General features: G+C 57.3%; 13 protein-coding genes, 1 tRNA gene and 1 pseudogene. 9 read left to right on the forward strand and 6 right to left on the reverse strand.

What is annotated here, in order from left to right:
• The 3 genes from QY76_RS10630 to QY76_RS10640 all read right to left on the reverse strand — a co-directional run bounded on the left by QY76_RS10630 (position 1) and on the right by QY76_RS10640 (position 5,865).
• Positions 1-4,563 (reverse strand): CHASE domain-containing protein, encoded by a 4,563-nt coding sequence (locus QY76_RS10630; protein WP_045427447.1) that lies wholly within the window; start codon positions 4,561-4,563, stop codon positions 1-3.
• A gap of 488 nt (positions 4,564-5,051) precedes the next feature.
• Positions 5,052-5,279, reverse strand: a complete 228-nt coding sequence (locus tag QY76_RS18970; protein ID WP_049648808.1) for a hypothetical protein — start codon at positions 5,277-5,279, stop codon at positions 5,052-5,054.
• A gap of 385 nt (positions 5,280-5,664) precedes the next feature.
• On the reverse strand, positions 5,665-5,865 hold the full coding sequence (locus QY76_RS10640) for a hypothetical protein (RefSeq protein ID WP_034165651.1): 201 nt from the start codon (positions 5,863-5,865) through the stop codon (positions 5,665-5,667).
• Between the two features lie 305 nt (positions 5,866-6,170).
• On the opposite strand from QY76_RS10640, the gene QY76_RS10645 reads away from it, so the two are divergent.
• Positions 6,171-6,566 carry an acyl-CoA thioesterase gene (locus QY76_RS10645; RefSeq protein ID WP_015461580.1) on the forward strand — a complete coding sequence of 132 codons (396 nt, stop codon included), beginning with the start codon at positions 6,171-6,173 and terminating at the stop codon, positions 6,564-6,566.
• 126 nt (positions 6,567-6,692) lie between these two features.
• Positions 6,693-7,124, forward strand: a complete 432-nt coding sequence (locus QY76_RS10650) for a universal stress protein (protein ID WP_045427450.1) — start codon at positions 6,693-6,695, stop codon at positions 7,122-7,124.
• 28 nt (positions 7,125-7,152) lie between these two features.
• Here QY76_RS10650 and QY76_RS10655 read toward each other — a convergent pair whose 3' ends face one another.
• Entirely contained in the window at positions 7,153-7,503 is a 351-nt protein-coding gene (locus tag QY76_RS10655) for a nitrous oxide-stimulated promoter family protein (RefSeq protein ID WP_034165649.1), read from the reverse strand.
• 465 nt (positions 7,504-7,968) lie between these two features.
• On the opposite strand from QY76_RS10655, the gene QY76_RS10660 reads away from it, so the two are divergent.
• The 5 genes from QY76_RS10660 to QY76_RS10675 all read left to right on the forward strand — a co-directional run bounded on the left by QY76_RS10660 (position 7,969) and on the right by QY76_RS10675 (position 10,708).
• Positions 7,969-8,520 (forward strand): YfiR family protein, encoded by a 552-nt coding sequence (locus tag QY76_RS10660; RefSeq protein WP_045427453.1) that lies wholly within the window; start codon positions 7,969-7,971, stop codon positions 8,518-8,520.
• Between the two features lie 4 nt (positions 8,521-8,524).
• The gene (locus QY76_RS10665) at positions 8,525-9,751 is read left to right on the forward strand and encodes a diguanylate cyclase domain-containing protein (protein ID WP_225865069.1); all 1,227 of its coding nucleotides are present in this window, start codon (positions 8,525-8,527) and stop codon (positions 9,749-9,751) included.
• A gap of 21 nt (positions 9,752-9,772) precedes the next feature.
• Positions 9,773-10,261 (forward strand): OmpA family protein, encoded by a 489-nt coding sequence (locus QY76_RS10670; RefSeq protein WP_045427457.1) that lies wholly within the window; start codon positions 9,773-9,775, stop codon positions 10,259-10,261.
• 125 nt (positions 10,262-10,386) lie between these two features.
• Positions 10,387-10,527, forward strand: a complete 141-nt coding sequence (locus tag QY76_RS19065) for a hypothetical protein (RefSeq protein ID WP_167549812.1) — start codon at positions 10,387-10,389, stop codon at positions 10,525-10,527.
• A gap of 93 nt (positions 10,528-10,620) precedes the next feature.
• Positions 10,621-10,708 (forward strand) — tRNA-Ser (locus QY76_RS10675).
• Between the two features lie 100 nt (positions 10,709-10,808).
• Here the strand turns inward: QY76_RS10675 and QY76_RS19305 are convergent.
• A pseudogene (locus tag QY76_RS19305) lies at positions 10,809-11,339 on the reverse strand (DUF4942 domain-containing protein).
• Complete coding sequence (locus tag QY76_RS19310) at positions 11,297-11,470, reverse strand: hypothetical protein (protein ID WP_225865068.1); 174 nt, start codon at positions 11,468-11,470, stop codon at positions 11,297-11,299. The pseudogene QY76_RS19305 and the gene QY76_RS19310 overlap by 43 nt, the downstream one beginning before the upstream one ends.
• Positions 11,471-12,612: 1,142 nt before the next feature.
• Here QY76_RS19310 and tssB point away from each other — a divergent pair.
• Together tssB and tssC are read left to right on the forward strand one after the other, a co-directional pair.
• The gene (gene tssB / locus QY76_RS10690; RefSeq protein ID WP_049648811.1) at positions 12,613-13,110 is read left to right on the forward strand and encodes a type VI secretion system contractile sheath small subunit; all 498 of its coding nucleotides are present in this window, start codon (positions 12,613-12,615) and stop codon (positions 13,108-13,110) included.
• Between the two features lie 33 nt (positions 13,111-13,143).
• On the forward strand, positions 13,144-14,691 hold the full coding sequence (gene tssC, locus QY76_RS10695) for a type VI secretion system contractile sheath large subunit (protein WP_045428377.1): 1,548 nt from the start codon (positions 13,144-13,146) through the stop codon (positions 14,689-14,691).
• The last annotated feature ends 5 nt before the right edge of the window (positions 14,692-14,696 follow it).

A 14,696-nucleotide genomic window follows, 5' to 3' on the forward strand; every position in this document is an offset into this window, starting at 1 on the left:
TCAATCCATTTCCTTATCGGTTGACGATGCTTGGGCAAGCCACTGGCGGCAAATCGCCTGAGCCCGATTAAAGTCGAGCCGATTGACGGCGGCATCCAGCGTTTTCAGCGCGTCGCCCAGCGATTGTCCCTGTGGGCTGGCGGCCAGACGGCGCATCTGCTCCAGCGCCGCCATGTCGCTGCGCTCCAGCAGGGCGATCAGATCGCACAGCTGGGTCTGCAGCGGCGGCGCGGGCGGCTGGGTCTGCGTCGCCGGCGTCTCCGCCGACGGCAGATCGTCGGCGAGCCGCTGACAAAATGCGATCAGCGCGGGCTCTCGCCGGCGGCACAGCGTCGCGACGGCCAGCGCCGCCTCGCGCAGCTCGGCGCTCAGTTGTCCCCCCGGCGCCTGACGCAGACGGGCCTCGCCGTCGCGCGCCGCGGTGAACAGGGCATCCTGCCCCAGCTGGGCGGCCAGCCCTTTCAGGGTATGCAGCGAGCGCGTCGCGGCGGCCAGATCCTGATCGTCCAGCTGGCGGGTTAAGCTCTCTGGAAAATCGTGCAGCTCGCCGAGGAACAGGCTCAGCAGATGCTGGTAGAGCGCCAGGTCGCCCTCCAGCCGCTCCAGCGCACCGCTCAGCGAAATCCCCGCCTGTCCCGCCGCCTGCGCCAGCCCCTCTGGCAGGGCTGACGGCGGCGGGGGCGCCTCGGTTTCCGCCACGGGCGCCGGGAGGGTGGGCAGGTGTTTTTGAATCGTATGGATGAGCTCGCGCAGGTTAAAGGGTTTGCCGATGTGGTCATTCATCCCGGCGGCCAGGCACTCCTGGCGATCGGAGGCCATGGCATTGGCGGTCATGGCGATGATCGGTAGGCTGCGCAGGCCCAGGTGGCTGCGGATATACTGGGTGGCGTTGATGCCGTCCATGACCGGCATCTGGAGATCCATCAGCACCAGATCAAACCCCTGCGGGCTGGCTCGCAGGCGGTCGACGGCCTCCTGCCCCTGGGCGGCCAGGGTGATGCTGGCGCCCTCATCCTCTAGCAGCTCCCGGGCGATTTGCTGGTTATTCAGATTGTCCTCCACCACCAGGATACGGACGCCGCTGAGCTGTTTGCCCGTCGTACGCACGCGCGGGGGCGGCAGGGCGATCGCCTGCTGGGTCGACTCCTGCCGCGCCTGCAGTGCGGCGAGCATCGTCTCCAGCAGGATCTGCGGCGTGACCGGCTTCACCAGGAAGCCATCCAGCACCCCCTGTTCTTCGCTGCTGCGCTGGAGCAGGCAGTCGCGATCGTTGGCGGTCACCATGACCAGCAGCGGCATCGAGGTATCCGGTATCTGTTGGTGCAGGCGTTGAATGGTCTGCCAACCGTCCAGGCCCGGCATCAGCCAATCGACAAACAGCACATCGTAGTGGGCACCCGCGCGCTGCTGCTCGGCGATGCGCGCCAGCGCCTGCTCGCCGGAGTCCGCGGTGTCGACCGCCCAGCCCAGGGTGGTGCCCATGCGCTGGAGCAGGGCGCGGGCGGTTGGGTTGTCATCCACCATCAGGACATGCAGCCCGGCCAGGCTCAGATGCTGCTGCTGATCGTCGGGGTGCGCGTCGGCCGCGGCCAGCGGAAGGGTCAGGGTGAAGTGGAACAGGCTGCCCTTGCCGGGCTCGCTCTCAACCTGCAGGGTGCCACCCATCATGGTGACAAAGCGTTGGCTGATGGAGAGCCCGAGGCCGGTGCCGCCGAAGCGACGGGTGATGGAGGCCTCGGCCTGGGAGAAACCGCTGAAGATGGCGCGCTGTTTTTCCGGCGCGATGCCGATGCCGGTGTCGCGGACGCCGAAGTGCAGCGTGACCCTCTGCTGATCCTGTGCCAGTAGCCTGATGAAGAGGGTCACCTCGCCCCGTTCGGTAAACTTGAGCGCATTGCCGCCCAGATTAATCAGCACCTGCTGCAGTCGTAGGCTGTCGCCGACCAGCCAGTGCGGCAGGCTGGGATCGATATCGAAGAGCACCTCGACCGGCTTTTGGCGCGAGCTGCTGGAGAGGATGACGGCCAGATCCTGCAGCAGGTTGCACAGGCTGAAGGGCTCGGCCTCCAGCTCCATTTTACCGGCCTCGATCTTGGAATAGTCGAGAATGTCGTTGAGCAGGCGCAGCAGCGCGCGCGCCGCCGCCTCGCTCTTGGTGGCGTAGTCGGCCTGACGGTGGGTCAGGCCGGATTTAAGCAGCAGGGTCAGCATGCCCAGAATGGCGTTGAGCGGGGTGCGTAGCTCATGGCTCATATTGGCCAAAAAGGCGGACTTGGCCTGGTTGGCGTTTTCCGCCGCCAGCTTGGCGGCCTGCAGGGTGGCCTCGGCCTGGCGCTGGCGGGTAATGTCGCGGTTGATGCCGACCAACATCAGGGTATCGCCGATGCCCTGCTGTTCGACGACGGCGGCGGATTCGATGATGCGCTCCTGATCGCGGACGCGGACGCGGAAGCGCTGGCGACACACGTGCCCCTGCCCGGCGCGCAGGGTCTCCTGCAGCGTGGCATCGACCTCTGCCACGTCGTCCGGGTGAATCAGCGTGTGCCAGTAGGCGTACAGACGATGGGGGTCCTGCATCTCCGGCGGAATGGCGTAGATGGCGTTCATGGTCTCGTCAAAGATCAGCGTACCGTCGGCCATGCTCCAGCTCCACACCCCGAGCTCGGCGACCTCGGTGGCGCGCAGCAGCTGGTTGCGCGCGATGCTCAGGTTGGTCTGCAGCGTTTTGGCCTGGGTAATATCAAACTGAATGGAGATATATTTATCGATCTGTCCGTCGGCGTCCTTGAACGGCGCGATGGTGGTATCGACCCAGTAGACCCGGCCATCTCTGGCGCGATTGCACACCTCGCCGCGCCAGGGTTGCCCCGCCAGCAGCAGCGCCCAGGCCTGGCGCCAGAAGGCCGGGGGGTGGGTGCCGGAGTTGACGATGGAGGGGGGCTGCCCCAGCAGCGCCTCGCGCGGGTAGCCGGTGATTTGGCAGTAGGCGTCGTTTACCTCGATCAGCCGACGGTGGCGATCGGTGATGGCGATGATGCCGTGCACGTTAAGCGTCGCCAGCAGCGCATCGTTGTCGCGCAGCGCTGCCTCCAGCCGGTGCTGGGTATTCTTGCGCTCGGTAATATCGGACTCGACGGCCATAAAGCCGATGAGTCTGTGCTCCGCGTCGTAGCGCGGCTGGATCTCCATCTCGATCCAGTACTCCTCGCCGGAGCGGCTGCGGTTGAGCAGCTCCCCCTTGAAGGCCTGGCCGCGATCCAGCGCCTGGTGCACCGCCTGTATCACCTGCGGATCGGTTTTTTCACACTGCAGCAGCGCGCCGGGCGCCTTGCCGAGGACGTCGTCGTGGCGATAGCCGGTGATGCGCTCGAAGCCATCGTTTACCCAGGTGATCCGTCGCTGGGTGTCGGTGAGGATCACCGCGTTGGAGGTGTTGCGCGCCACCAGCGCCAGACGCTCCAGATCGGCGGTCATGCCCAGCGCCAGCCGTTCGGCGCGGAAGCGGCCAAGGATTTGCTGGCGCAGCAGGCTGGTGAACAGCACGCTCAGCAGCACGCCGAAGGCAAACAGTAGCCAGGGCGAGTAGTAGTTTATCGAGGCCTCAAAATGGGAGGTGCTGCTGATGCGCAGCGTCATGGCGCGCCCCGGCAGGGGCAGCGGCAGATTGCGGGTAAAGACGCGGGCACGTATCTCCTGGGGAGAATGATCATCGATGATGCCGTGCTGCAGGCGCTTGCTGCCGTCAGCGTCAAAGATCAGGTTATCGCTGTTCATCTCGCCCTGGGTGTCATACAGCTCGATATCTACCCGCCCGGAGGCGTACTCTGGAATGTTGCTGAGCAGATCGGCGATCACCAGCGGGGAGTAGATCACGCCGAGCAGGGCGGCGCGGCGCTGCTCTGGGGTCTGCAGCAGCGCCGCATCGACGGTGTAGACCGGCAGGTAGAGCAGTGCTCCGGGCTGTTGCCTGCTGTCCTGAACCAGGTGGATATGGCCGGTTAGGGTGGGGAGACCGCTGTCGATGGCCTGCTGCAGGCCGGCCCAGCGTACCGCTTCGGAGCGCAGATCCAGCCCCAGCGCGGCCCGGTTGGGCGTCAGCGGCTGGATGTATTTAATCAGGTACAGCTCGGGATCGTTCTGCGGCTGGATCTGATGGGGGGAGAAGTCGATCCTGTCGTCGATGCGCGCCTGCTGCACAAAGCGCGGCAGATCGTCGCGCGCCACGCGCTGAATAAAGCCGATACCGCGCACTCCGGGGTACTCTCTGGGCAGATCCAGCGCGCGGACGTAGTCGCTAAACTGGGTGTAGCTGACCTGGTGATAGGTGGTGTAGAGCCCGCTGACGGCGCTCAGCCCGTAGAGGGGCTGAGTAAAGCGTCGGCTGATCTCGCCGGAGACCCGTTCAACGTTGCGGGCAAAGTCGGCTTCCGTATTGGTTTTGATTTGATTATACAGCCAGCGGGCGCTGGCGGCGGATAACAGGATGCCCAGCACCAGCACCGCCAGCGAGAGGCGATAGGCGGCGGTTGGGGGCGTGACTGTCTGCGTCGTATGGAGTGCCATCGAGGATCCTGGTTAGATTCATTGCGCTCTCTCAATAGGCTAGTTCAATTTTTCTGAGGCGGTAAAAAAGCGCCGTCGGTATTTGTTGCCGTGGTGTTCGGTTTCTGTTTACTCATTCCTCCGCGCTCACTCACCTATCGTCAACACTGGCTCATATTGCATAACATTTACCATCGGCGTGAAACGATGTGATGCCAGGCGGGGCGCGGCCTGGCGAGAAATTTTGTGCAAAAATATTTTGAATGATTAAAAAAAAGTTTGGATTGTGTGTTGATTAATGCCGGGAATGCGCTAATATCTCTCTCGAAATAGAGATGTAGCTCACACTTTTAAGGAGTTTAAAATGAAACAAGTTAAATCCTTTATGCATGATCTGAACTCGGTTCTGCTGCAGCTGACCTCACAGAACTACTACTAAGCATAGCGGCACGCACGCGGCCTCTCGGGCTGCGTGCCCGCCTCCCAGCGGTGCATTCGGACCGCCCAGATCAGTCAGACCGTTCAATCCGTTCAATCCGTTCAATCCGTTCAATCCGTTCAATCCGTTCAATCCGTTCAATCCGTTCAATCTGTTCAATCCGTTCAATCCGTTCAATCTGTTCAATCCGTTCAAACTCTCTGCCTCTGCTGTCTCTCTCTTTAGCGATGACGCTAGCGATCTTGCCGCCGCGCCGGCGAATGCGGTTGGGTAGGGGGAGCGACGTATCCGATGTCAAAGAACCCTCAGCCCTATGTCTGTGTCAGGCGTTCAGCGGGCGTATATGGTGTATATAAAGAAAGATGGCAGGAGTGTGAGCCCCATCATGCGGCGGGCTGGCGCTTTATGGGCGAACGGGTAGAGTAAGACTGGGCATCCCTCCAAAGGAGTCACACATGAAGCTGTTCAGGCAAATCCTGCGTAGCTGCCATGTCAGTTATCTGGTTAGTCTCTTGGCGCTTATTGCATTCGGTCCCACTGAACCCACGGTGCGTGAGGAGCGCTAGGCGCGGCGCGCGTGACGCAGGCGGTGCGGCGTCGTCCGCGGCGGGGGGCCTCTATCGTCCCCGACGGGCGGAGGGCGGCGGCGCGCCCCGCTTCAGCGCTATCCCATCGCCGCGCTGTCAGCGCGGCTTTTCACTTTCATCGCGATAGACCTCACCGCAGAATAACACCACGTTGGGACGGCGCTGGTGCAGGCGATCTATCATCTGCTGGCACTCGACGCGGGTTGGGTAAATATCCTCTGTGACCGGCAGGGCGTCACAGGCATCGTGGCCGCAGGGGCTGACCAGCAGAACAAATCCGATTAACGCATCTGCCATCTATCTATCCCATTCCTCAGGGGTTATGTGGGGGATCCCGCGCCGCGGGCGTCCGGGGCACCGCCGGTGCGCCGGCGTTTGCTCAGCGCGTCCCGGCGCGGGCCTGGCTGAGCGTCGATGCCAGCGCGCGCCGTTTGCGCCGTTTGCCGAGGGACATCGACTATTCATATAGTGTATATGGTGCGTATTATGCAGAATTTCAATCTGCTATAGCCAGGAATGGTAAAATATGTGGCCTGGGTGGCACCTGGCGTGTGTTAATATCACCGGCTCTATAAGATCCATATCAGCTGTATACCATCGCAATGAACTCACCTGCTATCGAACAAAAAATAACGCAATCGGCGACCCGGGTTGCTAAGGTCGTGTTTCCTACCACCATCAACCACCACGCTACGCTGTTTGGCGGCACCGCCCTGGCCTGGATGGACGAGGTTTCCTTTATTACCGCAACTCGCTTTTGCCGTAAGCGCCTGGTGACGGTCTCTACCGAGCGGATTAACTTTCAGCATCCTATTCCATCGGGCTCTATCGTTGAGCTGGATGGGCGAGTGACGCGCGTCGGGCGCACCAGCCTTACGGTAAGCGTGACCATCTTCCTGGAAGACATGTACCGCGAGGGACGGGAAGAGGTGATCAACGGCCAGTTTAACTTTGTCGCGGTGGATGATGATGGCCGTCCCGTGCCATTGTTTGATTAATTATTCTCCTAATACGCCTGCCAGTAGGGAAAAATGTTAACTGGCTCCATAAACCGGACTCCCGTGCCCCTTTTTGGGTATGGCGGTGATAACATCCCACAAGGCAAGCGTAACAGGAGGTTAACGATGTATAAGACGATTTTGGTTCCTGTCGATCTGGACGAGATGGCGCTGACTCAGGCCGCGCTGCAGGAGGTCAACGCGCTGGCGGCCCAGGAGGCCGTACAGATCTGTTTGCTTTATGTCATGCAGGTGCCCGACTGTTCACTCAGCCGTCTGAATAAAGAGACCCTGCGCTTTGAGGATATTCTGGCGGAAGAGTGCATGAATAAGATGCAGGCGCTGGCGGAGACGATCGCCCTGAGCGATCCCAGCAGCGTGGGCTGCCAGATCCGTAAGGGGTCTATCTATGACGAGGTATTGAAGGAGGCCGCGGAGATCGGCGCCGATCTGATCGTCATTGGCTCCCGCCGTCCCAGTATGTCCACCTACCTGCTGGGCTCCAACGCCACCAAGATCGTGCGCTACGCGACCACCAGCGTCTTGGTGGTGCGCTAAACGCGTCCGGGGCGGGCGCCGCCGGTCTTTAGCGGCGCTCCCGGCGGCGGTATTTTTCCGGCAGCGGCGGCACCGGTCTCCGATCGTCCAACAGATGGCGCAGGGCCAGAAGAGGGTGATGCCACAGCATGCGCGGCCCGGCCCAGCGCATCACCGCTTTCATCTCCTCTCGCTTGGCCGGCTGATAGCAGTGGATTGGACACCGTTTGCACGCGGGCTTGTCCTCGCCGAACGGGCAGCGCGCCAGGCGCTGGCAGGCATACTGATACAGCTGCTCGAAATGGGCCGCCTCGGCGTGCCGCGCATCGGGCGCCGCAGACTGATATAGCCGTATCATGCACTGGATCGTTAACTGTTCGCGTAGGGTCCGCTTTCCCATCGTATTCTCTCCCGGTAACTGTACGGCCTATTTTAGCAAAAATTGCGCTGAATTATGGCATAACCTGCCGCGTCGCTCGGGCCATCGCGACTATGCTTTTATCTTGCGTAATATTGGCTTTATCTTGCGCAATATTTAGTTGGCTTTTAATCCTATACCATTATCGTGCCGCGCTCTCTGAGCGCCGCTGATTAAAGAAAACGGCAAATGTTCCGATAGAGAGTAAGGGGATTTAACCGTCCTCTATAAATAATGGCACGGTGAGATGGCCATCTCCTTCTCGCGGAGAGCGGCGCGGCTTTCACCCCAAATTCACTCGGGCGCAAGAAAAATCCTATTGTTTACTTGTGTACTTTTTTTACACTTAATGGTTTCATCCTCGGGGCGGATAGTTGCAGGGAGGCGCGTCCCTGAGTATCAGAGAAAATACCGGGGAGTCGCTGAGCCTGCTGCATGAGTGTCACAATGTTTCATCCGCTTAAAAAATGGCTAGTGGGTATGATGGCCGTCAGTTTGCTGGCAGGAGGTGCGCTTCTACCGGCCAGTATGGCTGTCGCCGCATTACCGGCAGACAGCCTGCAGAGTATGCGGGAGCGTGATGTCGCGCGTATCGTAACCGGGATGATTAGCTTTACCCGTTGGCCGACGCCGCACGTACCCGTTCGTCTATGTATTATTCCACCGACGCATTTTGCCCGGCAGCTGCTATCCATGCCGCCGACGCCGCAGCTTACCGTACAGAAGCTTGCCTTTGCACCGCAGGATATTTTACAGCGGTGCGACGTGGCTTATTACGGCGATATCAGTCCGGCGCTCCAGCAGTCTGTTATGGCACAGCTGCAGGGGAAAAGTCTGCTGACTATCGCGGAGGGTAACCGTGAATGCGTTAACGGCAGCGCCTTTTGTCTGCAGGTGGGGGAGCATAACGTCACTTTTGAGCTGAATCTGGATACGCTGGCACGCAGCAACATACAGGTAAACCCTAATGTGCTGCTCTTGGCAAAGAAAAAAGGGTAACAGGGTGAAACGCTTATTTTCCAAGAGAGCCAGGTCACGCACGGATCGCCCGACGCTGCGCCGCATGTTTCAGCGTATTCACATCATGATCATTGCGGTGACGCTGCTGCTGGCCGGTATCCCGCTGTCGCTGCTGTCGCTGTTTACGCTGCGCACCTACGCGGAGCACAACCTGCATCTGGTGGCTATGACCATCAGCTATACCAGCGAGGCGGCGGTGGTCTTTAACGATAAGCCGGCGGCATTGGATGCCCTGAATATGATAGCCAGGCGAGAGCAGATCGCAGAGGCGACGATCACCGATGTGCAGCATCAGGTATGGGTGCGCTGGAACTCCTCTACGCCATCCCATGAGTCGCTAAACCGCCTGCTGCGCGGCTGGCTGCTGCCCAGCTCGGTCAGCGGCCCCATTGAGCACAATGGCCAGCTGATCGGCTTTGTGACCCTGAAGGCGGACGGCTCGATGCTGATGCGTTTCCTGGGCTATCTGCTGCTGGGGCTGTTGTGCTGCCTGATCCTGATCGCGCTGCTGTCGCTGTATCTGGTACGGCGCATGCATGCCGGCATTGTGGACGAGCTGTACGCGATCGCCAAAGTGGCCCGGCAGGTACGCGAGCAGCGCACCTATTCATTACGGGTACCCCATTCACAGATCGCCGAGATCGAAGAGCTGAGCCGGGGTTTTAACAGCCTGCTTACGGAGGTCGAATCGCAGCATACGCTGCTGATCAATGAAAATGGGGTGCTGACCTATAAGGCACTGCACGATCCGCTGACCGGCCTGCCCAACCGCACCTGCTTTATGAATATGTTGGAGAGCCTTAATCCGCGCCAGGAGCGGGTCTGCGTCATGTTTCTTGACGGAGACGGCTTTAAGGCGGTTAACGATACCTGGGGCCATGCGGCGGGGGATCGGGTGCTGGTGGAGGTGGCCAGCCGCCTGAGCCAACAGATCCGTAAGACGGATATGGTGGCGCGCCTTGGCGGGGATGAGTTTGCCATCCTGCTGCGCAATATTGAGGCGCCCCGAGAGGCGGAGCGGGTCGCCCGCGGCATCCTGCAGGCGGTTCCGCAGCCGATTGTGTTGAGCAACGGCGTACGGGTCAGTATGACCTTCAGTATCGGTTTTACGCTGTCGTCTCCTCATAGCCAACCGGCCGTGCTGCTGGATAAGGCGGATGCCGCCATGTACCGCAGTAAGCAGCGCGGCGGCGGCTGGAGTGTACTTTAATAGGCAAGGGAATCACACACGATGCAAATACAACAACGAAAGGGCTGGGCTCTGGGGATGGCGCTGGGCTGTGCGCTCTTAAGCGGCTGTCAGCATAAGGCAACGTTTTCACCCCAGCAGATTGCCGTACTGCAGCAGCAGGGCTTTACCCCGACGCCGGAGGGGTGGAGCTTTGGCATGTCGGAGAAGGTACTGTTCGGGAATAACCAGGCGACGCTGCGTCCGGAGAGCCAGGCGCATGTGGCCGAGCTCGGGCGTACGCTGTCGCAGGTGGCTATCCTGCACGCGCGCCTTGATGGCTATACCGACAACTACGGAACGGATCAGTACAATCAGCAGCTGTCGCTGAAGCGGGCCGATAAGGTGGCGGATGCCATGGCCAGCGGAGGGATGCCGCGGGCGAACCTGACGACGCGCGGCATGGGGAAAAGCAATCCGATCGCCGACAACGCGACCCGTCAGGGCCGGGCGGAGAACCGGCGCGTCGCGATCGTGATTCAGGCGCCGTAGCCGAACGCCGCCGCGGCCGCGTTACCGCTGTCGTTACATCCTCCGTCAACTTTACATTTCTCATACAAATATTGAATCCGTTGGGTATAGGCTTTATCTGAAATACGTTGACGGAGGAGGAGCCTATGAATAGCAGAAGGTTACAGGTCGCACGCTGCGTGGCCAAGTATGCGTTGGTCTGCCATAGCGCCAGTCGCTGGAATACGGCGATGAAGATGCTGAAAGCGTCTCTGGGCGGCGTCAAAACCCAGCGGCTACACGGCTGAGCAAATGGGCTGCTCATTTGCTAGCCGGTTGAGTAAAAAGATGATTTTAGAACTGGACAAGGGGCTCGGAGCCGATTAATATCCTCAGCCATTGGAAGGATGGCCGAGTGGTTTAAGGCAACGGTCTTGAAAACCGTCGAGTGTAACAGCTCCCAGAGTTCGAATCTCTGTCCTTCCGCCAAATTCAAACCCCGCGCGTCGCGCGGGGTTTTTCGTTTCTGCCTTCCGTCACCGACGTGTATGAGAGACTATCGTTTCTCTCTGGACCGTATTTCTTAGCACTATCTTGCTGCCAACATCCCCAGGTAGCATCTAACGATGATGTCATTCATCTTTTCCACCAGCTTAGGCCACCTAAAGGTGATGTGGGCTGACCCTTTCTGGAAGTCGCGAATCAATAGATAATCGTCTCTGTAGTCCTCTGCACTTTTTCTATGACGACTCACGTGGTCATCGAACCGTGATGTAATATTGGCTCGATTATCCGGTACAGGTTCGTCGTCCAGCTGATGTCGCATGCGTTCCAGATCTACCAATTGATGACTGCGAGCGCCTCGGCTGAAGTGAAATCCTCACCGGTCATATCTGAACAGTGCATTCACGATAATCTTTTTCCTGAAGTAATACGGGCAGTTGGTGCGATAGCCCCAACTCAGGGAGTTGAATACGTTAGTGACACGGGGTTCAAACGTTTCTCCTCTGCTATCATGCAATAGCTTGAAGGCAGCGAGGATGTTCGCTGCGCTGATTTCCGGAAAACCGTTGCTTTTCAGATCGCGATGCCATTCATCGCGGTCTGTGCATCCATTAATGCCAGCATGGCTGTGGTTGAACGTGTCATCAGATCGTTCCAGATCTCTCGGTCGATATTGTGGATCATGATGGACATGGCCTTTTTCTGTGGCTGGAGTCGCCAGTATTCATAGCGATTATCCAGTGCCATTCCCCAGCGCTCAGTGGTGTCACCGTCAATACGCTGCGTGGGGTGGAAGACTTTTGCGATTTATTGAATAACCGGCGCTAGTCGCTGAAGCGCGTTCTGGTGGAGGGTGATAATACATTCAATGCTGGTGGAGAGAATTACGTCAGTGCGATCGATTAAAACGTCGGATGTGGTGAAGGAGAGTTCAGGTATGGTGTTTGTCCTTATGTCAAAGCAAAGCAAAGCGCCATCGCTGAGGGCTAGCGCTGATATACATGGTGTGTGGAACATAGTCTTATTACTGGTTTTGGGTATATACAGAAGACAAAGATCGAAGATAGTGAAGATCACACACATCGTTCTGTGGCTGCTCAATCCAGGGCAGCAGTACCACTGAATCCGTATTATCTTCGTCGTTGTCGAAAATAGTGTCGGTATTGCAACTGCTCATATCTTGCAGCCCGTAAAATTAGAATGTTGAGAGCCGCATTGGTGGCTAATACCAGTATGGGAAGCGCTCGTTATGGAGAGTAGCAAATAGTGCCATTTCTCTCAGGATGGGGCACCGCAGTATTTCAGGTAATCGGTGGCTATAGCGTTGTTGAGGATGGACTGCATTGTCACTTGTCTGACTCCTCCGCCCCAGGAATATATGTTATGTTGATGCCTGAGCTGGAGAGCAAGTAAAAATTCGATAAAATATCGAGGTATTTATTTAAGTGGCGTAAGGCCTTCTTTCTATCAATGGTGGGTAGCTCATCGCCCCAGCGTTCAAGCCATGGTGAAAATAAGATTGCTTAACGTTGTCGCTGTCGTCGGTAAAGCGCTTGGCCTCCTTCGTCATTAGCAACTTTACCTTAAAGTACGTGCATTCTTCGTCAACATCCGTCAAGAAATAGATATAAGGCAAATAGTGGTGGATATATAATAAATAGATGATGGATATGATATTGATAATTAATTTATTCTCTTTATGTTATGTGTTTTTTGAATAAGTTATAGCATCACTTATAAACAGATTAAGAATAAATCTAGACAACGTCCTAAAAATATAGCTAATGCTTGCTTTTGTCGTTGAAATACTGATCAATGCCTGTACCTTGGTCTAGTCGGCGTTAGGTTTGTTTTTTTTCGCTGACATTTATGTAAATAGGATGGGTCGTATGGCAGGAAGTTTCCAGAACGAAGTGCCAAAGGCACGCATTAATCTCAAGCTTGACCTGCATACCGGTGGCGCAGGCAAAAAGACTGAGCTCCCCTTGAAGTTGCTGATCGCGGGTGACTTCAGTAATGGTCAGGCGTCTGCACCATTGTTTGAGCGCGAAAAGGTTAATTTAGATAAAAACAATTTTGACGCAGTGCTTTCCGAATATTCCCCAAAGGTTAATCTTACCGTTAAAAATCCCCTTGCTGATGACGCTGGCGAAGATAATATCAGCCTGAGATTCCAGAGCATGAAGGATTTCTCTCCAGAGCAGGTTTCACGGCAAATTCCCCAGCTGAAGGCCATGCTTTCCATGCGTAATTTACTTCGTGATTTAAAGGCGAACCTGCTGGATAACCAGACTTTCCGAAAAGAGCTGGAAAAAATTCTGCGGGATCCGGCGTTAAGCGCAGAGCTCAGGAGCGAGCTATCCGCTCTGGCTCCAAAACAGCCTTAACCCCTCACGATGTTATAACGGATTAATCAAGGAATGCTCATGTCTGTACAAAATGAAAATATCGCGGGTAGTAAGAGCGAGGTGCTCGAACACCCTGTCGCTGGCGGGGTTTATGCGTCGCTGTTTGAAAAAATCAATTTGAGCCCGGTCTCCGCGCTGAGCGCGCTGGATATCTGGCAGGACGCGCAGGCGATGTCCGATGCGACGGCAGATGAGCGGTTAACGGCCGGGATGCAAGTATTTCTGGAATGCCTGAAAAAATCGGGTTCAAAAGTTGAGAAACTCGACAAAAACCTGATTGACCATCATATCGCTGAGCTGGACTACCAGATTAGCCGTCAGCTGGATGCGATAATGCACAGCGGAGAATTCCAGGCGGTAGAAAGCCTGTGGCGCGGCGTTAAATCTCTGGTCGATAAAACCGATTTTCGCCAGAATGTGAAAGTTGAACTGCTGGATATGTCTAAAGACGACCTGCGTCAGGATTTTGAAGACAGTCCGGAGATTATCCAGAGCGGGCTGTATAAACACACCTATATCGATGAATACGATACGCCGGGTGGCGAGCCGATTGCGGCCTTGATTTCTGCTTACGAGTTTGATGCCTCTGCGCAGGACGTTGCCCTGCTGCGCAATATTTCGAAAGTCTCTGCCGCTGCCCATATGCCCTTTATCGGCGCGGCCGGCCCGAAATTTTTCCTCAAGGATTCGATGGAGGAGGTGGCGGCCATTAAAGATATCGGTAACCACTTTGACCGCGCCGAATATATCAAGTGGAAATCCTTTCGCGAGACGGACGATGCCCGCTATATCGGCCTGGTAATGCCGCGCGTGCTGGGGCGTCTGCCGTATGGCCCGGACACCGTGCCGGTGCGCAGCTTTAACTATGTGGAAGAGGTCAAAGGCCCGGACCATAACAAATATCTGTGGACCAACGCCTCGTTTGCCTTCGCGGCCAACATGGTGCGCAGCTTTATCAACAACGGATGGTGTGTACAGATCCGTGGCCCGCAGGCTGGTGGTGCCGTTCAGGACCTGCCAATCCATCTTTACGATCTGGGCACCGGCAGCCAGGTGAAAATCCCGTCCGAAGTGATGATCCCGGAAACCCGTGAATTTGAGTTCGCCAATTTGGGTTTCATTCCTCTCTCTTACTACAAGAACCGCGACTACAGCTGCTTCTTCTCGGCCAATTCCACCCAGAAACCGGCGCTGTATGATACCGCCGATGCGACGGCCAACAGCCGCATTAATGCGCGTCTCCCATACATCTTCCTGCTGTCACGTATTGCCCACTACCTGAAGCTGATTCAGCGTGAAAATATTGGCACCACCAAAGACCGTCGTCTGCTGGAGCTGGAACTCAACACCTGGGTGAAAGGTCTGGTCACCGAAATGACCGATCCGGGCGACGAGCTGCAGGCGTCCCACCCGCTGCGCGATGCCAAAGTGGTGGTCGAGGACATTGAAGATAACCCGGGCTTCTTCCGTGTGAAGCTGTACGCCGTCCCGCACTTCCAGGTGGAAGGGATGGACGTCAACCTGTCACTGGTCTCTCAGATGCCGAAGGCGAAATCATAAGCTAA

The organism is Edwardsiella sp. EA181011, assembly GCF_000800725.1.
Taxonomy (GTDB): domain Bacteria; phylum Pseudomonadota; class Gammaproteobacteria; order Enterobacterales; family Enterobacteriaceae; genus Edwardsiella; species Edwardsiella anguillarum.

What these genes read in the sequence shown, in the direction of transcription:
- QY76_RS19065 (WP_167549812.1), top strand. Translation starts at nt 10,387, where the DNA reads ATGAATAGCAGAAGGTTACAGGTCGCACGCTGCGTGGCCAAGTATGCG.
- QY76_RS10670 (WP_045427457.1), top strand. Translation starts at nt 9,773, where the DNA reads ATGCAAATACAACAACGAAAGGGCTGGGCTCTGGGGATGGCGCTGGGC.
- QY76_RS19310 (WP_225865068.1), bottom strand. Translation starts at nt 11,470, where the DNA reads ATGGCACTGGATAATCGCTATGAATACTGGCGACTCCAGCCACAGAAA.
- QY76_RS10660 (WP_045427453.1), top strand. Translation starts at nt 7,969, where the DNA reads ATGTTTCATCCGCTTAAAAAATGGCTAGTGGGTATGATGGCCGTCAGT.
- QY76_RS10650 (WP_045427450.1), top strand. Translation starts at nt 6,693, where the DNA reads ATGTATAAGACGATTTTGGTTCCTGTCGATCTGGACGAGATGGCGCTG.
- QY76_RS10630 (WP_045427447.1), bottom strand. Translation starts at nt 4,563, where the DNA reads ATGGCACTCCATACGACGCAGACAGTCACGCCCCCAACCGCCGCCTAT.
- QY76_RS10645 (WP_015461580.1), top strand. Translation starts at nt 6,171, where the DNA reads ATGAACTCACCTGCTATCGAACAAAAAATAACGCAATCGGCGACCCGG.
- tssB (WP_049648811.1), top strand. Translation starts at nt 12,613, where the DNA reads ATGGCAGGAAGTTTCCAGAACGAAGTGCCAAAGGCACGCATTAATCTC.
- tssC (WP_045428377.1), top strand. Translation starts at nt 13,144, where the DNA reads ATGCTCATGTCTGTACAAAATGAAAATATCGCGGGTAGTAAGAGCGAG.
- QY76_RS10640 (WP_034165651.1), bottom strand. Translation starts at nt 5,865, where the DNA reads ATGGCAGATGCGTTAATCGGATTTGTTCTGCTGGTCAGCCCCTGCGGC.
- QY76_RS10655 (WP_034165649.1), bottom strand. Translation starts at nt 7,503, where the DNA reads ATGGGAAAGCGGACCCTACGCGAACAGTTAACGATCCAGTGCATGATA.